Raw genomic sequence first — 21,375 nt, forward strand, 5'->3', positions numbered from 1 at the left:
TTTGTTTACTGGAGTTTTGTCCCAGCCTCTATTTCCAATTCTTTGGATCCTCACGCTGGGGGATAATCCAACAGCCAGCAGGAGTCTTATCAAACACCACATTCAAATTTTCCTTTGCAACATCCCGTTTGAGTAACCGAATAAGTTCTGGGGATTCAGCAAATGCATTTTCCCCGTTTTTCAACTGTTCAATTTTTTGATTTAATAATGACTTTGTAGGTATGACCATTGCGCTTATCCTCCTTTATCGCGTATTAACGGTCTGTAATACCCCCACATTTAAACATGAAGGAAGCCCAACATGTGAAGGTGGGGGATAAACAGTCCGTAAATCCCTGATTCTGTTCAACTAACATTCAGTGGGGGTAAGGATTCCCCACTGAATGAGTTTCACTTTATCATTCCATCGTATGGGCTTTTGACAAATAGGTTCCTGTTCATCTCGAAAAATGTTCAATTCGCTATACTAGCGTTAGCAACGATTCCTAGCTTCGGAGCAAAGATCAAACGGGTAATGGAGAAATGGTACGTGACATTATCTATTGTGAACGCTTTATTCTCAATTGCCGAGATGAGTAATTCTTCATTAGAAGATACAATAAGAATATCAGTACCAATTAGGTGGCTGATTTCTTCCTTGATTAATGTTTTCAACTGGGAGACGAGCAAGCTGTCATTTTTCAACACATCCGGATTGGAAATCGTAATTTCAATTTCTTCTATCGCTAGTTCGGTGTCTTGATCTTCCTGGCTCTCAAGCAATACTTTATTCTGTTGCCTTAAGTCAATGATTTCCTCGCCTAACTGATAATTCTCTGCTAGTAAGTCTTCGTACATGACACCGTACATATAAATTAAAACGAAATAACTAATAAGGCCGCCGACAAGAACACCAATGAAGAATCGTTGCCATTCCGGGCGTCTATAATAAGGGGGGAAGTGCATTTATGACATCCCTTTCTCGGTAAGCCATTCAATAATTGTGATGCCAAACTTTACTCCTCCCATTGCCGAGATGATGAGGAGAACCTGTTTCACTAGATCAAAAGTTGAACCGTCGAGTAAACCTCTCTCTACATTCGCAATCGCATCGAACGTTCCACCGATTGCTGCTACAATCGCCCAAATGCGCAGCCGGTCCGCGATTCTTGTCATGGATGATAACGGGGCTTCCCCGGTTGCAAAGTCGCCGATACTCCCGATAACCGAACCGCCAAGGATTACGCCAAGTGCGATGAAAAAACAATGGATAAATGCTGCGAAAAACCGTTCCTCCATGATGCGCTTCACTCCTTTTAGCATGTCCTTTAATATTTTATGTGCCGATTGTTGCGTTTATGAGCCTCCTGAGAATAACGGGAGAAAAATACGTAAGCGTATGCTTGTTCTTATATTATTGTTATAATAGAAGTCAGTGAAAAGAAGGTGGGATTGTATGTCTTACATACATTTACAAGTTAGAAGCGGCTATAGCCTGATGAACAGTACAATTACCATTGAAAAGTTACTAAATAAAGCGAAAGAGCTACAATTTCCGGCACTTGCCCTAACGGATGAAGGAGTACTTTACGGCACGATTCCTTTTTACCGGGCATGTCAGAAGGCAGGAATTAAGCCGATCATTGGCTTGATTGTACCGGTTGCAACGGATGAACAAGGATCGGTTTCGAAGCTTACCTTACTTGCAAAGGATAATAATGGGTATCATCAGCTAATGCGTTTGAGTACATTTCTGCAAACGGAAGATAGAGCGGCACTCTCCTTGGAAGATCTAGCAAATCATTCGGCAGAACTTATAGGTATCCTACCACTTAAGGATACGGAACTTTCTTCTAAATTGAGTGAGAATAGTTTCCAGGATGTAAAAGAGTATTTGCATGCATTTGAAGGGTTATTTGGAGCGGAAGACTTTTACATTGGTATCGAAGAAGGTGGGAGATCCACTACGCTACTCAAGGCTTATGCAGATACATATCCAACCAACATTACAGCTATCACCGATGTCCATTATCTCGAGGAAAAGGATGTATACAGTTATGATTGTCTCCTTGCTATGAGAAGCAGCAGGCAGTGGGATATGCAATTGTCAACTCCGGCTTTACAGAATAAGCATTTACGCACTGTGCAGGAAGTAGAGCTAGAACTTGGAGAAATTTTCCCTGAAGCAATTCGTGAATCGGTAAAAATTGCAGAGAAATGTTCGGTTGAAATTGATTTTACGAAACGATTCCTTCCAACTTATCCGCTCAAAGAAGGGGTAGATGTACATACCTATTTAAAAGAACAATGCTATTTGAAACTAGAGGAAAAGTACGAGAAAACGACGCCAGAAATTAAAGAGCGTTTAAATTATGAACTAGCTATCATTAAGGCGATGGATTTTAGTGATTATTTCTTAATTACAGCTGATATTATTGCTTATGCCAAAGAAAAAGGAATCGTTGTCGGTCCAGGGCGGGGTTCTTCAGCAGGCTCCCTTGTTGCTTATACGCTCGGGATTACGGCTGTCGATCCTATAAAATATGATTTACTGTTTGAACGTTTCTTAAATCCGGAAAGGCAGACGATGCCAGACATTGATATCGACTTTTCCGACGAGAGACGTGATGAGGTCATTGCGTATGTCAGGGAAAAGTATGGTAAGGAGCATGTTGCCCAAATTATTACGTTTGGTACATTTGCAGCAAGATCATTAATTAGGGAATTGATAAAGACGCTTGACGTGGAACAACAAGATGCAAGATTTATTTTAAAGGAAATTGCCACCCAGCCGTCGAATTCTATAGTAGAGATGATGAAAGGTCTCCCGGAATTAACGGATTATATTAAGCAATCCACTAAGTTGAAGCTATTATTTTCTATAGCTGTCCGTTTGGAAGGTTTGCCACGTCACATCTCAACCCATGCGGCAGGTGTTGTTATAAGTGAACGGCCATTACGTGACCACGTCCCACTTACAACTGGATCAGGTGAAACTTATTTAACTCAGTTTGCCATGAATGATCTCGAAGCAGTTGGTCTTTTGAAGATGGACTTTCTCGGTCTAAGGAATCTGTCTTTACTTGAAAAAGTCATTCAATCGGTCAACTATACGCGGAAAGAACCACTCCGTTTAGAAGCAATCCCTGTCGAAGATGCAGAAACGTTTAAACTCCTGCAGGAAGGTCGGACGAATGGAGTTTTCCAATTGGAGTCAGCTGGGATGAAGCGAGTATTAAAAGAGTTACAGCCGACCGATTTTGAAGATATTGTTGCGGTCAATGCCCTTTACCGGCCAGGTCCAATGGATTTCATCCCGACTTATATCGCAAGGAAAAATGGACAGCAGACTGTCGAGTATCCCCACCAAGACTTAGAGCCAATCTTGGAATCGACCTATGGTGTGCTCGTTTATCAGGAGCAGATTATGCAAATCGCAAGCAGAATCGCTGGTTTCAATCTAGGGGAGGCAGATATTCTACGGCGGGCCGTCAGTAAGAAAATTTATGCAGTCATGGAAGAAGAGCGCCAGGCATTTATTGAAGGTTGCTTGAACAATGGTTATACAAAGCAAGTGGCTGAGGAAATATTCAGTTGGATTGTCCGTTTTTCCAATTACGGATTCCCGCGTAGTCATGCGGTTGCTTACAGTAAGATTTCATATCAATTAAGCTACTTAAAAGCAAATTATCCTGCAAGCTTTTTTGCCGAAATTCTAAGTGCAGCTCGGAATCAGCAGGATAAAATTCAGCTTTACTTAAAAGAGATGCATGAGATAGGTCTGGAACTTTTGCCACCATCGATTAATCAGAGTTTCGGTAAGTATTCAGTGGAAAAGGGGCGGATCCGGATGGGACTGCGCTCGATTAAAGGAATAGGTGGGGATGCAATTAGGGCTATTATCGAGACGAGGAGAAAGGCACGTTTTAAAGATTTGTTTGACTTTTGCCTAAGGGTGCCAAGCGAAACAGTGAAGCGTTCCACGATTGAAAACTTGATCCTTGCCGGCGCCTTTGATGACTTGTATGGCAACCGTGCAAGTTTACTTGCCTCCATTGATCAGGCGATGGAGCAAGGAGAATTATTCCGTGAATTTTATGACCAGCCCAATCTTTTTGAAAACCAGCTTAGTCTAGAAGGAAATTATGTAGACATAGAAGATTTCACTGTCGCGAAGAAGCTTCAAGATGAGAAGGAATTGGTTGGGATGTATATTTCCAGTCACCCGCTGAAAAATTATCGTACCAGGCTTCGTGCGAGTGGTTACATGCAACTCGCTGCACTAAAGCATCTCTTAAGAAAGAATGATACGAAGATTGTTGTGATCATTCAGGAGATAAAGCAAATTCGAACGAAGCGCGGTGAACAGATGGCATTTCTTGTGATTGCGGATGAACAGGATACACTGGATGCTGTCATCTTCCCTGATACGTATAGGGAAGTAAAGCGCTGGCTTGAGGAGGAGCAGCTTGTAGCCATTACGGGTAGAGCGGAAGAAAGAAATGGTCGCTTACAATTTGTTGTGCAGAATATGGAACTTTTCAATGAAGAGAATCTTGAACAAAAGTCAGAAAAAATTATTTTCATCAAATCGACGAAAGAAACGAATCCGGATGCACTTAAAGTCATTGATCGAATTGCTAAAGAGCATCCAGGGGGTACAGCGATTATTTTATATAATGAAGCACAGAATCAATCATATAAATTAAAGGAAAATTATTTCCTCCATCCATCTAGCGCTACCTTGAACAAGTTACGGACTTATTTCGGAAAAGACAATGTCGTCATGAGAAAAGTCTAGTCTTGTACGAAGCTTTACAGAAGTTTCTCATTTGATATAATATAGAAGTTGCAGGTGGTCTGACCACTAAAGCGAACCGTTAACCGTCTAAATATGGGAATATTTAAAGGGGAGATTATAATCATGGCAAGCCTAAGAGATGAAGCATTACATATGCACAAAGTGAATCAGGGTAAGTTATCGGTTGAGTCGAAAGTTCAGGTGAACGATGCAAAAGATTTAAGTCTCGCCTATTCACCAGGTGTAGCAGAGCCTTGTAAAGAAATTTACGATCGTACGTCTCGTGTATACGACTACACGATGAAAGGAAATATGGTTGCTGTCGTTAGTGATGGCTCAGCAGTGTTGGGGCTTGGTAATATCGGACCGGAAGCAGCACTTCCTGTTATGGAAGGGAAAGCTGTCTTGTTTAAGAGCTTCGCAGGGGTTGATGCGTTTCCGCTTTGTTTAGCAACTCAAGATGTGGATCAGATTGTGAATACAGTAAAACTGCTGGAGCCCACTTTCGGTGGTGTGAACCTGGAAGATATTGCTGCACCAAACTGCTTCATCATTGAGGAGCGCTTGAAGGATGAAACGAATATTCCGATTTTCCATGATGATCAACATGGAACAGCAATTGTTACGGTTGCAGGCTTAATTAATGCACTTAAACTTGTCGATAAGAAATTTAAAGACATTAAAGTCGTATTAAGCGGAGCAGGAGCCGCGGGGATTGCGATTGCCCGATTATTAGAGAGCTTTGGTGTACGCAATATGGTAATGACAGATTCCCGTGGGGCAATTTATGACGGCAGAAGCTATGGAATGAATGAGATTAAAGAAATGGTTGCCCAATTTACAAACCTTGACAAGGAGGAAGGCACGCTTGAAGACATGCTGAAAGATGCCGACGTATTTATTGGCGTTTCTGTTGCGGGTGCTCTTACAGAAGGAATGATTGCGAAGATGAATAAGAATCCAATCATCTTTGCTATGGCAAATCCAGAACCGGAAATAATGCCAGAGGAGGCAAAGAAAGCAGGCGCGAAAGTGATTGGCACTGGTCGCTCTGATTTCCCGAACCAGGTGAACAACGTATTGGCATTTCCGGGAATTTTTCGTGGGGCACTAGAAGTACGTGCAACAAGAATTAATGAAGAGATGAAAGTAGCTGCGGCAGAAGCAATTGCTTCTCTGATATCGGACGAAGATTTGAATGAGGACTATGTGATTCCTGCACCATTTGATGCACGTGTTGCTCCAATTGTAGCAAAAAGTGTTGCGAAAGCTGCAATGGAATCGGGTGTTGCCCGTATTCAGGTCGATCCGGAAGAAGTAGCAGAGAAGACGAGAGAACTAACAGGGAATTATGAATAAGAGATGAAGAAGCTTGAGAAGGGATAGATGTTTAAGGTGTCAAATCCTTCCAAACCAAAAGTATATCAAGGTGTGCTAGAGGAATTACGGGTCTATATTAAAGACAATCATCTATCACCTGGTGATAAACTGCCTTCGGAACGAGAATTAGCCGATAAATTACAGGCAGGCAGATCTTCCGTCAGAGAAGCATTACGTGCACTCGAATTATTAGGGCTGATTGAAACCCGTCGCGGTGAAGGTACATTTTTAAGATCCTATCAATCGTTACAGTCTGTGGAATTATTATCTTCATTTATTTTATTAGCAGATAGGACAAGAGATGAACTCCTTCAAGTAAAAACTATGATTGAAAAAGAAGCGGTGAAGTTAGCATGCCCGAATATGGATGAAGTTGCAAGGTCCAAGTTGAACGCTTCGATCAACCAGACAACTGTACTTGAGGAAAAACATACAATTTTTTTCACTTATTTACTTAAAAAAGCGAATAATCAATTATTGCTAAAAATCTGGATGCTGTTGGAAGAATTCTCAAGTTCCATCACAAAAGCTCATTATGATGAGCATTTTTATAACCAATTAATGGAACTCTTGGCAAAAAAGGATTACGATGCCATAGAAGAGTTATATAAACAGCAAGATCATCAATTATATGACTAAATCCGAATAGCTTACAAATTATGACAGTATTTTCTTCTTGGATAAGCTATGATGTGGAAGAGATATGCAAAGCACGCTGTTAGAAAGAAGGAGGTATGATCTTGCTAAAAGATATATTTGGCAAGCGCAGACGATATGCATCGATACCCAGTGAACAAGGGAAGATGGATGTTCCGGAAGGTCTCATGCAGAAATGTAGAGGATGTAATAAAATCTTTTACAGAAAAGAAGTGAAGAAATCCCTTCATGTCTGTACGAACTGCGGCTACCATCATCCACTTACCGCTTGGGAGCGGATTGATAGCCTCTTTGATGTAGACACATTTGTTGAATGGGATGCAGAGATCTCTTCTGCCAATCCGCTAAACTTCCCGGATTATATAGAAAAAATAGAAAAAGACCAAAAGAAAACGGGCTTAAATGAAGGGGTAGTAACTGGAAAAGGTTTAATTGACAGCCATCCAACTGCCTTTGCCGTAATGGACTCGAACTTCCGAATGGGAAGTATGGGTTCAGCAATTGGTGAGAAAATTGCCCGCGCGGTTGAAAATGCAAGAAAAGAAGAAATTCCGTTCATTATTTTCTCAGCATCAGGAGGCGCAAGAATGCAGGAAGGTGTTCTAAGCCTTATGCAAATGGCTAAGACGTCGATTGCTATCAAGCGATTCAGTGATGCAGGAGGATTAATGATTTCTGTTATGACCCATCCGACTACAGGAGGAGTGTCAGCAAGTTTCGCATCTATCGGTGATTATAATTTCGCTGAACCAGGTGCATTAATTGGCTTTGCAGGCAGAAGAATTATTGAACAAACAATCAGGGAAAAGCTTCCCCAGGATTTCCAGACCGCCGAATTCCAGCTGAAGCACGGACAATTGGATAAAGTAATCCACCGGAAAGAAATGCGTAATACGCTTGCCCAGTTGCTGAAGTTGCATGAGAAGGGTGGAGAATAAGAAATGAAGCACGTATTGGATTTTGAAAAACCGGTAGTCAATTTAAGAGAAAAAATTGCCGAGTTGAAAAAGATCACACAAGATAGCGAAATGGATTTAACGGATGAAATCTCAACCCTTGAAGAAAGATTAAAGGTGTTGGAAGATGATATATATGGGAATTTGAAACCGTGGGAACGGGTGCAGATGGCAAGACATGGCGAGCGTCCGACGACACTTGATTATATCGAACGTTTATTCACTGATTTCATCGAATTCCATGGAGACCGTTTATTTGGAGATGATGCCGCTATTGTCTCTGGTATTGCTTTTTATAAAGACAAGCCAGTTACCATCATCGGACACCAACGTGGTAAGGATACGAAGGAAAATATCCGTCGTAACTTTGGGATGCCACATCCAGAAGGGTACCGGAAGGCATTACGCCATATGAAACAAGCCGAGAAATTTAATCGGCCAATTATTTGTTTTATCGATACGAAGGGGGCTTACCCTGGAAAAGCAGCAGAAGAACGTGGGCAAAGTGAGGCAATCGCAAGAAATCTAATGGAAATGGCAGGTCTAACCGTCCCGATTGTATGTATTGTCATCGGGGAAGGCGGTAGTGGAGGAGCCCTTGCTCTTGGTGTTGGAGATTACATTCACATGCTTGAGAACTCAACCTATTCCGTTATCTCGCCTGAGGGAGCAGCGGCGCTCCTTTGGAAGGATGCTAGTTTAGCTAAACACGCGGCGGAAACGATGGGAATTACTTCCTACGATTTGAAGAAACTTCATGTCATAGATGAGATTATTCCGGAACCGCGGGGTGGTGCACATCGTGATGTCGATGAACAGGCAAAATTTATCGATACAGTCCTATCAAAATCCCTCAAGACACTAGCTACATACGATGAAGAGGAATTATTAGAAAAAAGATGGGAAAAATATAAACAAATTGGTGACTACATGAATCGATAAAAAATAGGCGGTGCTTTGTCTTTTTAGTGACAAGCGCCGCGTTTTTTGTTATTTTGGCGGTGAAATAATTGCTATTTTGCCGTTTTTTATTTATCTTTAATGTAGTGAGGTAAAATGATACAGGGTATACAAAATTAATAGTACAGTTTTTCCTTGCTTGAGAATAGATGTAAAAGTTGAACTCATGCTTGTACTCATAAAACCTATATTCGAGGTGAAGAAGATGAAACGAATTGGAATATTAACAAGTGGAGGCGACGCTCCGGGAATGAATGCAGCAATCCGGGCAGTCGTACGTAAAGGTATTTATCATGGACTGGAATTGTACGGCATTAAGTACGGTTACCAGGGATTGATGGAGGGACGAATCGAAAAAATGGAAATCGGCTCGGTTGGAGATATTATCCAGCGGGGTGGGACGATGCTTTATTCAGCCAGAAGCGATGAATTTAAAACTGATGCAGGCCAGGAAAAGGCAATTGAGCAGCTGAAGAAATTCAAAATTGATGGCCTCGTTATTATTGGCGGAGATGGAAGCTTCCTTGGTGCGGAGGCACTTACTAAAAAAGGCTTCCCTTGTATTGGAGTCCCTGCGACGATTGATAATGATATAAAGGGTACAGATTTTACAATCGGTTTTGATACAGCACTGAATACCGTTATTGAAGCAATTGATAAAATCCGTGATACAGCTACTTCGCATGAACGTACCTACATAATTGAGGTAATGGGTAGAGACGCGGGCGACCTTGCATTATGGGCAGGGCTAGCTGGTGGAGCAGAAAGTATCCTTATTCCTGAAAATAGGGAGGACTTCGATAGTATCGTTGATCGTTTGAAACGCGGCCACCAACGTGGGAAGCGTCATAGTATCATTCTCCTCGCTGAAGGAGTAGGTAGCGCTTTTGATTACGGTAAAAGAATTGAAAAGGCGACACAACTCGAAACACGGGTAACGGTTCTTGGCTATATTCAACGTGGAGGCTCGCCTACCGGAGCAGATCGTGTGCTTGCAAGTAGACTAGGAGCTCGCGCAATGGAGCTTTTAATGAATGGAAAAGCGGGTAGAATGGTTGGCATAGAGAATAATCATCTCGTTGACTATGCCATTCATGATATCTTTGACAAGCCAAGTACAGTTCATGAAGAAATGTACACTTTATCGAAAGAGTTGTCGATTTAGCATATACAAGGAGGAATTACATTGAGAAATACAAATATAGTATGTACTATTGGTCCTGCTTCTGAATCGGTGGAAACATTAGAGCAATTGATGGATGCAGGTATGAACGTTGCAAGATTAAACTTCTCCCACGGTGACTATGAGGAACATGGTGCCCGTATTAAAAACATCCGTGAAGCAGCAGCGAATCGAAATAAAAATGTTGCAATTCTATTAGATACGAAGGGGCCAGAAATCCGTACAAACCGCTTCAAAGGTGGTAAGGCGGAAATACAATCTGGCAGCACTGTTTATATTGCAATGGATGAGGTCGAAGGAAATGCGGAACGGTTTTCTGTTTCTTATCCAGGATTGATCAATGACGTTTCAGTTGGTTCGAAGATTTTACTAGATGACGGTCTGATCGAGCTAGAAGTTGTTTCAATCGATAAAGAAAATAATGAAATTGCAACAAAAGCTCTAAACTCGGGAGAAATTAAAAATACAAAAGGTGTGAACGTACCAAACGTATCGTTGAACCTTCCGGGTATGACGGAAAAAGATAAAGAAGATATTATTTTCGGTATTAAAAACAATGTCGATTTCATTGCGCCATCCTTTATCCGCCGAGCATCTGATGTACTGGAAATTCGTCAAGTGCTGGAAGAACATCTTGGCAACAGGATCAACATCATTCCTAAGATTGAGAACCAAGAAGGTGTAGACCGCATTGAAGAAATTTTAGAAGTAAGTGACGGCCTCATGGTTGCGCGTGGGGACCTTGGTGTAGAGATTCCTGCTGAGGATGTGCCACTTGTACAGAAGGAATTAATTAAAAAATGTAATCTTGTAGGTAAACCAGTTATCACTGCTACACAAATGCTCGATTCAATGCAGCGTAACCCGCGACCTACACGTGCAGAAGCTTCAGACGTAGCAAATGCTATCTTTGACGGAACGGATGCAATCATGTTATCTGGTGAGACTGCAGCAGGTATGTATCCTGTTGAATCAGTCCAAACGATGAACAATATCGCACTAAAAACAGAATCTGCACTCCAGCATAAAAATATTTTAAGCGAGCGCTCGAAGCTTGTTGAAATGACAATTACAGAGGCAATTAGCCAGTCGGTAACTCATACGGCGATGAACTTAGATGTCCAAACAATTATTACTCCAACAGAAAGCGGTCATACCGCGCGTATGATTTCCAAGTATCGTCCGAAACAGACGATTTTAGCTGTTACGTTTAATGAACGTGTAAATCGCCAACTCGCACTTGTGTGGGGTGTACACCCAGTTCAAGGGGAGAAGACAGATTCCACTGACGAAATGCTAGATGTTGCGATTGAACGTGCATTATCAGCCGGTATTTGCAGTCATGGTAACCGTGTAATTATTACAGCTGGTGTTCCAGTAGGTGAAAGTGGTACGACGAACTTACTGAAAGTCCATATCATTGGAGATGTGCTTGCAAAAGGTCAAGGAATCGGCCGTCAAAGTGCTTACGGTAAAGCAGTAATTGCGCTTAACAAAGAAGAAGCTATTCAAAAGGTTTCTTCCGGCGATATTCTCGTTACTTATGGTACAGATCGTGATATGATGCCAGCAATTGAAAAAGCCGGCGGAATTATTACAGTAGAAGGTGGATTAACTTCACATGCTGCAGTAGTCGGTCTAAGTCTTGGCATTCCAGTCATCGTTGGAGTGGAAAATGCTTTAGAATTGCTGAAAGACGGTCAAGACATAACAATTGATGGTACAAAAGGCGATATTTATGATGGCCATGCAAGCGTACTGTAATTAAAGTGATAAGCAATGTTTTTCTAGTGAAGAGAAGCATTGCTTATTCTTCTATAATCAACTTCTACACAAAAAATCAAAATAGAACACTTTCACTCAGCATAAGTATTTTGTGCATTAAACAGTAATCCAAATCACGCCTTTCCTCGGAGCAGTCCAGACACCTCGAGACTCCTGCAGGAGGAAAGGCATAGGTGAGACCCCGCAGTACGCAAAGCGTACGAGGAGGCTCATCAGCCGCCTGCGGAAAGCGAGAGGTGTCTGGACTGCGGACCCCGGAAAGAGAGTTGCACTTACGCTGAATGAAAGTATAAACGATTCTGGATAAGTTCCATAAGGATTGGCTGGAAGGTTAAGGCTGTAAAAGCTGGTTCTATATCATAAAGTTAGCGTGAAAGGTTGTGAAGGATATGCGAAATTTTTTAATTGGCTTTCTTTTATTCAGCTTGCTCGAAATCGGTTTACTCGTTTGGGTAGGCAGCCATATTGGAGTCTGGTGGGTGTTGTTCCTAATTGTGGGCACAGCTGCACTTGGACTTATTTTTGGTAGAATACAAGGATTTGAAACATGGAATCGGGCGCTCCGTTCCATGGAGAGACAAGAAGTACCGACCTCCGAAGTTACGGATGGTCTCTGCATTATTATTGGAGCTATTTTGCTAATTACACCAGGCTTTATCTCAGATGTAATCGGGTTGATTCTACTTATACCATTCACAAGAAATTTTCTTAAACGCAAAATTGCGAACATCCTTAATAAAATGGTGCAAAAAGGGGTCATTATTTATAGGAGGTTCTAAGTTTTCCCATTGACATAATGGATCAGCCAGCGGAAAAATCCGGAATCATACATCCCTTTAAACAGCACGATAAAAATCGGTGCAAGGATCAATCCGGCAATCCCAAACATTTTAAGTCCGATAAAAGCGGCAATTAGCCAGGCGAGTGGATGGATTGCTAAATTCACCGAATAGACTTTCGGTTCGATTAATTGTCTTACAACGATTACGATGCCATAAACAACTGCAAGCCCAATCGTCAGACTATAATTTTCCGATAAAAAAGAATAGCCGATCCACGGAATGAATAAAAGGCCTGTCCCAACGAAAGGAACCAGCTCGACTAATATCATAAATAAGGCAATCGTTAAAGCATGCTCGACTCCGATTAATAATAATCCGAAGAAAATGATATGAAAAGAAATCGTAATTAGAATGATTTGTGCCTTCACATAACCTAATGTTGATCGTTTCATATAATAAACAAGATGCTGCAGCCATTCACTCCATTTTTTCGGAACATGCCCTGCAAAGAATTCTTTCACACGAGGGAAATCTGCTGATAATAGGAAACTTGCAAATAAGATGAAGAAAGCGATGGCTAGCGATTCTGGGATTATCGCAAGATTCCGCGGCACGGACAATAATAATTGTTGGAAGAAAACGCCAACGAGACTACCGAAATGTTGAAATAAATTGCTGAAATAATCTTGAATGAAGAGCTGGTCACTTGGGGAAAGTTCATTAAAAAATCGAAAGACCTGTTCATAAAGTGGTAAGATTGTCGTTTGGAAGTAATATTCCACAATCGTACCAAACTGATGAAACCGTTCTGGCAAAATTTCCGCTAGATAAGCAATCCCTTCATAAATCTCCGTTACAACAAGAAACAGTATTCCCACCAACAGAAACAATAAAATAAATAGAATAACGATACTAGCAAGCGGGCGAGGGAATTTAGCCTTTTGTTGTAGAAATTTTACAGCTGGTTCCATGGAAGATGTTAGCAAAAGAACGAGCGTGATCGGGAGAATGATTGAAAATGAGTAGCGGATAAGAAAAAAACCACCGATACAAACTAGTAAAATGATGCAGATTTTAAATATTTTTGTTAGTATTGACTTGTCCATAGAAATCCCCCAAATCATTCTTTCTTTAAGATACTATGCCAGCAGGTGAAAAAATAAAACTGCAAAACGAGGAATTTAATGGCGTTTTTAAGTATTTAAGCACTTTCAATTCACTTTAACCGGCAATTACTATATAATTAATCTGGGGAAGACAATATTATATCGAATCAGCAATAGATAGGGTTCGGAAGGACTAGCTAAGCAAAAGAAAGCCATTACATATAATATTGTCATGGAGTGTATGAATATATAGAAAAGGAGAGGTTTAAGTATGACAACTACAAAGGGGTTAGAAGGTGTAGTAGCAGCCGAATCATCAATTAGTTCTATTATTGATGACCAACTTACATATGTTGGTATTCCAATTGATGACCTAGCAGAAAATGTGATCTTTGAAGAAGTGGTTTATCTACTTTGGCATTTAAAACTACCAAATAAGTCAGAATTAGAAGAATTACGTAAAGAACTAGTCGAGCATATGAAAGTTCCTGAAGGCTTAATTAATCATTTTAAATCTTATGACTTGAAAGCTGTTCATCCAATGTCAGCGCTCCGAACGGCAATTTCTTACATGGCGCTCAGCGATCCGGATGCCGATCAAGTTGACGCGGAAGCAAATATGAAGAAAGCAATTCGTATCCAAGGGAACATGGGCGCAATTGTGACAGCGTTCGCAAGACTCCGTAAAGGGGAAGAACCTGTTCAGCCGAAACCGAAGTATACATTTGCTGAGAACTTTATTTACATGCTGAATGGAAGGGATCCGAAAGATATTGAAATAGAAGCAATTGACAAAGCGCTTGTTCTTCATGCTGACCATGAACTTAATGCATCGACATTTACAGCTCGTGTATGTGTGGCTACGCTATCTGACATGTATTCCGGTATCACTGCAGCAATTGGGGCACTAAAAGGACCACTTCACGGCGGAGCCAACGAAGCGGTAATGAAAATGCTAAGTGAAATCGGAGAAGTCGATAATGCGCTGCCGTATATTAAAGAAAAACTTGCTAACAAAGAAAAGATTATGGGAATGGGCCACCGTGTCTACCGTAACGGGGACCCTCGTGCAAAGTATTTGAAAGAAATGTCCAAACAGCTCACCGGATTAATCGGCGAAGAGAAATGGTATAAGATGAGCGTTAAAATAGAAGATTATATTAAAGAAGAAAAAGGATTGCCTGCGAACGTTGACTTCTACAGTGCATCCGTTTACCACAGTTTAGGGATAGACCATGATTTATTCACTCCGATTTTTGCAGTAAGCCGTACATCTGGATGGCTTGCACATATTCTAGAACAATATGAAAATAACCGCCTGATTCGCCCACGTGCAGATTATGTTGGTCCGAAGCATGCGAAGTTTATCCCACTTGAAAATCGCGAGTAATTAAGTTATAGATAGTTAATAGGAATAGCTGGATATCTTTCCAGCTATTCTTGATGAATACATATAGGAGGTTGTTGTAATGACACAGGGAGAAAAGATTGTAGTAGAGAACGGTGAATTAAAAGTACCGAATCAGCCGATTGTTCCATTTATCGAAGGAGACGGAACTGGTCCAGATATATGGGCAGCAGCGAGCCGTGTAATTGATGCTTCTGTAGAGAAAGCATATAACGGAGAAAAGAAGATCGAATGGATGGAAGTATACGCTGGGGAAAAAGCATACAATAAGTTTGGCGAGTGGCTTCCTCAAGACACACTTGATAAAATCGACGAATATAAAATTGCAATTAAAGGGCCATTAACAACACCAATTGGCGGAGGATTCCGTTCCTTAAACGTTGCTTTGCGTCAAGAATTAGATTTATATACATGCTTACGCCCAGTTCGTCACTTTAGCGGTGTTCCTTCACCTGTAAAACGACCTGAAGATGTAGATATGGTTGTGTTCCGTGAGAATACAGAAGATATTTATGCAGGTATCGAGTGGGAAAAAGGCACGGACGAAGTAAAGAAAATCATTGATTTCTTACAAAACGAAATGAGTGTTAAAAATATCCGTTTCCCGGAATCTTCCGGTATTGGAATCAAACCGGTTTCTGAAGAAGGGACAAAGCGCCTCGTTCGTTCTGCAATTGAGTATGCAATAAATGAAGGACGTAAGAGTGTTACGCTCGTCCACAAAGGTAATATTATGAAGTTTACAGAAGGTGCCTTCAAGCAGTGGGGTTATGAAGTAGCTGAAGAAGAGTTCGGCGATAAAGTATTCACTTGGGATGAATATGACCGCATTGTTGAGAAAGAAGGAAAGGATGCTGCAAACAAAGCGCAAGATGAAGCATTAGCTAGTGGCAAAATCTTGATTAAAGATGCAATAGCAGATATTTTCTTGCAACAAATTCTAACTCGCCCACGTGAATTTGATGTTGTAGCGACAATGAACCTGAACGGAGACTATGTTTCTGATGCGCTTGCTGCACAAGTAGGAGGAATCGGAATTGCTCCAGGAGCAAACATCAACTATGATACTGGCCACGCAATCTTTGAAGCAACACATGGTACAGCACCTAAGTATGCAGGCTTAGACAAGGTTAACCCTTCGTCCGTAATTCTATCCGCTGTTCTTATGTTAGAACACTTAGGATGGAGAGAAGCAGCAGACTTGATCACAGCTTCCATGGATAAAACAATCGAGTCCAAGGTTGTCACATATGACTTTGCACGTCTCATGGATGGCGCGACCGAAGTTAAATGTTCCGAGTTTGCTGATGAACTAATCAAAAACCTATAAAATTACTAATCCAAACCACCATTTTATATTTTCATAGAATGGTGGTTTTTTACGGACTCCTGGATAGGTAGTTATATTTTTATCATCATCCGCCCATACTAATTAAAGGTAAATTATGTTAAGATTTCTTAATAATATGTTATTTGATATACGGTATGCCACTGGAGATGGTATGATAGAAACGTATAGACAGATAATTAGTTGGTGGAGGAGACGAGAAATCAAAATGAGTCAAAAAATTCTTATCGTTGATGATGAAAAACCTATCGTAACATTATTAAAGTATAATCTGGAAAAGTCAGGGTTCACTACCGATGAAGCCTATGACGGCCCGGAAGCAGTTCGTAAGGCTGAAACGCAAGAATTTGATTTAATTGTTCTTGATTTAATGCTCCCAGAAATGGACGGAATTGAAGTTTGTAAATATTTGCGGAATAATAAAATTGATACACCAATCCTTATGCTTACGGCAAAGGATGAAGAATTTGATAAAGTTCTCGGACTTGAGCTTGGGGCGGATGATTATTTAACAAAACCATTTAGCCCGAAAGAGGTTATCGCGAGAATCAAAGCAATTTTAAGACGCACCATGAAAATGAACCACAATCATTTCAGCTCTATTACAATTGGCAATTTGGTTATTTATCCGGAACGATATGAAGCAGAACTTCATGGAGAAATGATCTCGTTCACTAGAAAAGAATTTGAACTACTTTATTATCTTGCCAAAAATAAAGAGAAAGTGATTTCACGTGATCAGTTATTGAGTGGTGTATGGGACTATGATTTTGTAGGAGATACTCGGATTGTCGATGTACACATCAGTCATTTACGAGATAAAATTGAACCAGATACAAAAAAACCGATTTATATTAAGACGATTCGGGGGCTAGGCTATAAAATGGAGGAGCCTGCTAAATGAATGGACCTTTTTCCAAAGTATTACTCTCTTACATTGTCGGTTTATTCATCATCGTTCTTATAGCAGGACTGATTATTTCCACCTTTGCCGAGAATATTATCTTCTTGATCGCAGTGCTTTTCATTGTGTTTTTTTCTGTTTGCCTTCTGTTTATCCGGATTTATAATAATTATATTTTACCAATTGAAAAGGCATCGAACACCATTAAAGAAATCGGTAAAGGGAATTACCAGGCAAGATTCCATTATACGAGAAATCCATTGCACAATGAGTTGAGCACTAATATTAATAAACTGGCTAGAGAATTGACAGAGTTTTCTCTTCAAGAACAAATCCAATCCGAACAGCTTTCGACCTTAATCGATAATATGGCAAGTGGTCTAGTGTTGCTGGATGAGAGAGGGTATATCCATCTTGTGAACCGTAAATTTATTGATTTGTTCGGTAAAACGGAGAAGGATTATGTCGGTTCATTGTATTATAATGTGTTGGAAGATGAGACGATCCAGGAGACAATCCAAAAGGTGTTCCTTTATGAGGGAAGAGTAAAAGATACGTTCAAGCATTATGTCGGGATTGAGAATATGTATTTTGAAATATCTGGAGCTCCGATTATTAATGAACGTAATATCCCTAAAGGAGTTGTACTCGTTCTTCATGATATAACAGAATTGAAGAAGCTCGAGAGCATGCGGAAAGACTTTGTCGCGAATGTCTCCCATGAACTCCGCACACCTATTACATCGATTAAGGGATTTTCAGAAACATTATTGGACGGTAATCTTGATGATAAGGAAGCGGTTAGTCAATTTTTGGAGATTATCTATCATGAGAGTAATCGAATTCAGATTTTAATCGAAGACCTGCTATCTTTATCGAGATTGGAAAGTGATAATTTCAAGCTCGTCCTGCATAAAATTAATGCTTCGGAATTGGTGGAATCGCTTATGCCAGCACTCGCTTATAAGGCAGAGCGGAAAGATATCTCATTTACAACAGAAGTGGAAGATATTCAGTTCAAAGCAGATAAGGATCGCATTACCCAGGTGATCATTAACCTTGTGAACAACGCCCTGAACTATACACCGGCAAGAGGGGATGTTTCCCTGCGAATCTACAAAGAAGATGAGTTGGTGAAAATCGAAGTCTGTGATACAGGTATTGGTATCCCTGAGAAAGATCTACCACGTGTATTCGAACGGTTTTACCGCGTGGACAAAGCGCGGGCAAGGGATTCTGGTGGAACTGGTCTTGGGCTTGCCATTGTAAAACATATCGTGGAAGTACATGAAGGGGAGATATTAATCGACAGTGAAGCGGATCAAGGTACAACGATTACAGTCTGTTTACCAGCATAAGCAACTAGCTTATGCTTTTTTTAAATCAACCAGCGCCAGTCCGGGAATTTCGTTATTTTTTCCTTTATTAGCTTAGAGTGATAAAATGAATATAATGAGAATGTAAATTGGAGGAATCCGGATGGGAAATAAATTAGTACTTATCGATGGAAACAGTATTATTTACCGAGCATTTTTTGCGCTGCCTTTATTAAATAATGATAAAGGTGTATATACAAATGCTGTGTATGGTTTTACGACGATGTTATTAAGAATTTTGGAAGAAGAAAAGCCAACACATATGCTAGTTGCTTTTGATGCAGGTAAGACAACCTTCCGTCATGACACGTATAAAGAATATAAAGGAGGGAGACAGAAGACCCCACCTGAATTGTCCGAGCAATTCCCAGTTCTTAAAGAGTTGCTTGAAGCTTTTCAAATTCCGCATTATGAACTGGAGCAGTATGAAGCAGATGATATTATTGGAACTTTTTCCAAATTAGGGGATAACGATGATTGGGAAGTAACCGTCATTTCGGGAGATAAAGACCTTCTGCAGCTTGTGTCTGATCACGTGACTGTTCATGTGACTAAAAAAGGAATAAGTGAGATTGATAAATACACTCCTGCCTTTCTTAAGGAGAAAATCGGTATCTCACCCGATCAAATAATTGATTTCAAAGCTTTGATGGGTGATAGTTCCGATAATATTCCTGGGGTGCCAGGTGTTGGTGAAAAAACAGCATTAAAATTGTTGAAACAATACCCGACATTAGAAGAAGTATATGAGAACATTGATGCAATCGGTGGAAAGAAATTAAAAGAAAACCTCACAACTCATAAAGATGAAGCGTTTATGAGTAGAGAACTCGTTACAATTGACCGGGAATCTCCTGTAAGTATTTCCATTGATGATATTCAGTTTAATGGGTTTGACAAGAACCAAGTAATGAATATCTTTAAAGAACTCGGATTCAACTCACTTCTAAACAGATTTTCCGGAGAAGGTGAAGAGGCGGAAGAATCAGTGGAAATGGCAAAGCTTGATTACGAGATTGTTTCGGAAGTGGATGAAACAATTTTTAATGGAGCCAGTGCATTAGTAGTTGAAATCATTGAAGAAAATTATCATCAGGCTCCGATTATCGGATTTGGCCTAGTCAATGAATCAGGTAATTATTTTATCCCAACAGATCTAGCCCTTGAATCAGTTGCATTCAAAACATGGGCAGAAGATCCGGCACAGAAAAAAGCGGTATTTGATGCGAAAGAAACAGTTGTTGCTCTGCTTAGAAATGATATTGAAATAAAGGGAATTACCTTTGACATGCTATTAGCATCTTATCTCTTGAACCCGGCGGAGAACAATCATGATATCCCGTCGATTGGAAGCAGGTATGGCTATACGGATGTCCTCTTTGATGAAGAAGTGTACGGGAAAGGTGCCAAGATGAAGGTGCCTGAAGAGAGGATTACTGCAGAACATATTACAAGAAAAGCTCTTTCCTTATTTAAATTACAGACTCGTATGACGGAGCAATTGAAAGAAAATGAACAATATGAATTGCTTGCTGAACTGGAGATGCCGCTTGCTTTAATTCTTGGTGAGATGGAACATCAAGGCGTATTAGTTGATACAGACCGCCTTAAAGAAATGGAAGCGGATTTGAAAGCAAGATTGGATACGTTAATTCGTGAAATCCATGAGCTTGCAGGTGAAGAGTTCAATATTAATTCACCGAAACAGCTTGGCCCAATTCTGTTCGATAAATTAGGGCTCCCTGTTATTAAGAAGACGAAAACGGGATACTCGACTGCCGCAGACGTACTTGAACAGCTTCAAATGGAACATGAGATCATTCCGAAAATCTTGTTATATCGTCAACTCGGAAAGTTACAATCGACTTATATTGAAGGTTTATTAAAAGTCGTGGACAAAGATACAAGCAAGATTCATACCCGCTTCAACCAGGCGCTTACTCAAACAGGAAGACTTAGTTCGGTGGATCCTAATTTACAAAATATCCCAATACGACTGGAGGAAGGAAGAAAGATCCGGCGTGCATTCGTACCTTCAGAGAAGGACTGGATTATCTTTGCTGCGGATTACTCACAAATTGAATTAAGAGTGCTCGCTCACTTTGCAAAAGATGAGAAGCTGGTTGATGCTTTCCAGCATGACATGGATATTCATACAAGAACCGCAATGGATGTATTCCATGTCGAGGAAGATGCGGTCACAGTTAATATGCGTAGACAAGCTAAAGCGGTAAACTTTGGAATCGTCTATGGAATTAGTGATTACGGTCTTTCACAAAACCTAGGCATAACTCGGAAAGAAGCGAAACAATTTATTGAACGTTATTTCGAAAGTTTCCCAGGTGTAAAGGATTATATGGACAGTATTGTTCAATCAGCGAAACAACAAGGGTATGTAACGACAATCATGAACCGGAGAAGATATTTACCAGAGATTACGAGCCGTAATTTCAACAGAAGAAGCTTTGCGGAGCGGACCGCAATGAATACGCCGATTCAAGGAAGTGCAGCAGATATCATCAAGCAGGCGATGATCGACCTTCATCATAAATTAAAAGAAGAGAAACTTGAAGCCCGCATGCTGCTTCAAGTCCATGACGAACTGATTTTAGAAGCACCGAAGTCGGAATTGGACCGATTAATTGAAATTGTGCCAGCAACAATGGAAGAGACGATTGAAATACTCGTACCACTCAAAGTGGATTATGAGTATGGGGAAAGCTGGTTTGACGCTAAATAAGGAGATAGAA

The 21,375-nt window shown here is 40.6% G+C and carries 17 protein-coding genes; 13 read left to right on the forward strand and 4 right to left on the reverse strand.

Annotation, left to right across the window (positions count from 1 at the left end):
* Nucleotides 1–28: 28 nt before the first annotated feature.
* The 3 genes from SPD53_RS02475 to SPD53_RS02485 form a co-directional block, all read right to left on the reverse strand.
* Entirely contained in the window at nt 29–229 is a 201-nt protein-coding gene (locus SPD53_RS02475; RefSeq protein WP_336251579.1) for a hypothetical protein, read from the reverse strand.
* A 224-nt stretch (nt 230–453) separates the two neighbouring features.
* Nucleotides 454–945 carry a sporulation membrane protein YtrI gene (gene ytrI, locus SPD53_RS02480; RefSeq protein WP_336251580.1) on the reverse strand — a complete coding sequence of 164 codons (492 nt, stop codon included), beginning with the start codon at nt 943–945 and terminating at the stop codon, nt 454–456.
* Nucleotides 946–1,278: a YtrH family sporulation protein gene (locus SPD53_RS02485; protein WP_156857702.1), complete on the reverse strand. Its 333-nt coding sequence runs from the start codon at nt 1,276–1,278 to the stop codon at nt 946–948. It lies immediately after the preceding gene.
* Nucleotides 1,279–1,435: 157 nt separating this feature from the next.
* Here SPD53_RS02485 and dnaE point away from each other — a divergent pair, with 157 nt between their 5' ends.
* From dnaE to SPD53_RS02525, 8 genes are all read left to right on the forward strand, one after another.
* Nucleotides 1,436–4,780 (forward strand): DNA polymerase III subunit alpha, encoded by a 3,345-nt coding sequence (gene dnaE / locus SPD53_RS02490; protein WP_336251581.1) that lies wholly within the window; start codon nt 1,436–1,438, stop codon nt 4,778–4,780.
* A 123-nt stretch (nt 4,781–4,903) separates the two neighbouring features.
* Nucleotides 4,904–6,139 carry an NAD(P)-dependent malic enzyme gene (locus SPD53_RS02495; protein WP_336251582.1) on the forward strand — a complete coding sequence of 412 codons (1,236 nt, stop codon included), beginning with the start codon at nt 4,904–4,906 and terminating at the stop codon, nt 6,137–6,139.
* Between the two features lie 27 nt (nt 6,140–6,166).
* Entirely contained in the window at nt 6,167–6,799 is a 633-nt protein-coding gene (locus SPD53_RS02500; protein ID WP_232334474.1) for a FadR/GntR family transcriptional regulator, read from the forward strand.
* Nucleotides 6,800–6,900: 101 nt separating this feature from the next.
* Nucleotides 6,901–7,755, forward strand: a complete 855-nt coding sequence (accD, locus tag SPD53_RS02505) for an acetyl-CoA carboxylase, carboxyltransferase subunit beta (RefSeq protein ID WP_336251583.1) — start codon at nt 6,901–6,903, stop codon at nt 7,753–7,755.
* Nucleotides 7,756–7,758: 3 nt separating this feature from the next.
* The gene (gene accA, locus SPD53_RS02510; RefSeq protein WP_156857698.1) at nt 7,759–8,715 is read left to right on the forward strand and encodes an acetyl-CoA carboxylase carboxyl transferase subunit alpha; all 957 of its coding nucleotides are present in this window, start codon (nt 7,759–7,761) and stop codon (nt 8,713–8,715) included.
* Between the two features lie 223 nt (nt 8,716–8,938).
* Nucleotides 8,939–9,898, forward strand: a complete 960-nt coding sequence (gene pfkA, locus SPD53_RS02515; RefSeq protein ID WP_336251584.1) for a 6-phosphofructokinase — start codon at nt 8,939–8,941, stop codon at nt 9,896–9,898.
* A 21-nt stretch (nt 9,899–9,919) separates the two neighbouring features.
* Nucleotides 9,920–11,680, forward strand: a complete 1,761-nt coding sequence (pyk, locus tag SPD53_RS02520) for a pyruvate kinase (RefSeq protein ID WP_336251585.1) — start codon at nt 9,920–9,922, stop codon at nt 11,678–11,680.
* Nucleotides 11,681–12,090: 410 nt separating this feature from the next.
* Nucleotides 12,091–12,480, forward strand: a complete 390-nt coding sequence (locus SPD53_RS02525) for an FxsA family protein (RefSeq protein ID WP_156857579.1) — start codon at nt 12,091–12,093, stop codon at nt 12,478–12,480.
* Here SPD53_RS02525 and ytvI read toward each other — a convergent pair.
* The gene (gene ytvI / locus SPD53_RS02530) at nt 12,477–13,589 is read right to left on the reverse strand and encodes a sporulation integral membrane protein YtvI (protein WP_336251586.1); all 1,113 of its coding nucleotides are present in this window, start codon (nt 13,587–13,589) and stop codon (nt 12,477–12,479) included. The two genes, SPD53_RS02525 and ytvI, sit on opposite strands and share 4 nt — an antisense overlap.
* Nucleotides 13,590–13,860: 271 nt before the next feature.
* Between ytvI and citZ the strand changes: the two genes are divergently transcribed.
* The 5 genes from citZ to polA all read left to right on the forward strand — a co-directional run bounded on the left by citZ (nt 13,861) and on the right by polA (nt 21,365).
* Nucleotides 13,861–14,979, forward strand: coding sequence for a citrate synthase (gene citZ, locus SPD53_RS02535; protein WP_336251587.1), 1,119 nt, complete (start codon nt 13,861–13,863; stop codon nt 14,977–14,979).
* 79 nt (nt 14,980–15,058) lie between these two features.
* The gene (gene icd / locus SPD53_RS02540; RefSeq protein WP_188855605.1) at nt 15,059–16,327 is read left to right on the forward strand and encodes an NADP-dependent isocitrate dehydrogenase; all 1,269 of its coding nucleotides are present in this window, start codon (nt 15,059–15,061) and stop codon (nt 16,325–16,327) included.
* A gap of 226 nt (nt 16,328–16,553) precedes the next feature.
* Entirely contained in the window at nt 16,554–17,249 is a 696-nt protein-coding gene (locus tag SPD53_RS02545) for a response regulator transcription factor (protein ID WP_336251588.1), read from the forward strand.
* On the forward strand, nt 17,246–18,607 hold the full coding sequence (gene pnpS / locus SPD53_RS02550) for a two-component system histidine kinase PnpS (RefSeq protein WP_336251589.1): 1,362 nt from the start codon (nt 17,246–17,248) through the stop codon (nt 18,605–18,607). Before SPD53_RS02545 ends, pnpS begins: the two co-directional genes overlap by 4 nt.
* A 121-nt stretch (nt 18,608–18,728) precedes the next feature.
* On the forward strand, nt 18,729–21,365 hold the full coding sequence (polA, locus tag SPD53_RS02555; RefSeq protein WP_156857585.1) for a DNA polymerase I: 2,637 nt from the start codon (nt 18,729–18,731) through the stop codon (nt 21,363–21,365).
* The last annotated feature ends 10 nt before the right edge of the window (nt 21,366–21,375 follow it).

It is taken from the genome of Oceanobacillus sp. MO10714A, from assembly GCF_037072045.1.
In the GTDB taxonomy this organism is placed as follows: Bacteria; Bacillota; Bacilli; order Bacillales; family Amphibacillaceae; genus Oceanobacillus; species Oceanobacillus indicireducens.

Bases quoted from the DNA above. Each gene is read 5' to 3' on its own strand.
- ytvI (WP_336251586.1), bottom strand. From the start codon at position 13,589: ATGGACAAGTCAATACTAACAAAAATATTTAAAATCTGCATCATTTTA.
- citZ (WP_336251587.1), top strand. From the start codon at position 13,861: ATGACAACTACAAAGGGGTTAGAAGGTGTAGTAGCAGCCGAATCATCA.
- polA (WP_156857585.1), top strand. From the start codon at position 18,729: ATGGGAAATAAATTAGTACTTATCGATGGAAACAGTATTATTTACCGA.
- dnaE (WP_336251581.1), top strand. From the start codon at position 1,436: ATGTCTTACATACATTTACAAGTTAGAAGCGGCTATAGCCTGATGAAC.
- pfkA (WP_336251584.1), top strand. From the start codon at position 8,939: ATGAAACGAATTGGAATATTAACAAGTGGAGGCGACGCTCCGGGAATG.
- SPD53_RS02525 (WP_156857579.1), top strand. From the start codon at position 12,091: ATGCGAAATTTTTTAATTGGCTTTCTTTTATTCAGCTTGCTCGAAATC.
- pnpS (WP_336251589.1), top strand. From the start codon at position 17,246: ATGAATGGACCTTTTTCCAAAGTATTACTCTCTTACATTGTCGGTTTA.
- SPD53_RS02495 (WP_336251582.1), top strand. From the start codon at position 4,904: ATGGCAAGCCTAAGAGATGAAGCATTACATATGCACAAAGTGAATCAG.
- accA (WP_156857698.1), top strand. From the start codon at position 7,759: ATGAAGCACGTATTGGATTTTGAAAAACCGGTAGTCAATTTAAGAGAA.
- icd (WP_188855605.1), top strand. From the start codon at position 15,059: ATGACACAGGGAGAAAAGATTGTAGTAGAGAACGGTGAATTAAAAGTA.
- SPD53_RS02545 (WP_336251588.1), top strand. From the start codon at position 16,554: ATGAGTCAAAAAATTCTTATCGTTGATGATGAAAAACCTATCGTAACA.
- SPD53_RS02475 (WP_336251579.1), bottom strand. From the start codon at position 229: ATGGTCATACCTACAAAGTCATTATTAAATCAAAAAATTGAACAGTTG.
- SPD53_RS02485 (WP_156857702.1), bottom strand. From the start codon at position 1,278: ATGGAGGAACGGTTTTTCGCAGCATTTATCCATTGTTTTTTCATCGCA.
- ytrI (WP_336251580.1), bottom strand. From the start codon at position 945: ATGCACTTCCCCCCTTATTATAGACGCCCGGAATGGCAACGATTCTTC.
- SPD53_RS02500 (WP_232334474.1), top strand. From the start codon at position 6,167: ATGTTTAAGGTGTCAAATCCTTCCAAACCAAAAGTATATCAAGGTGTG.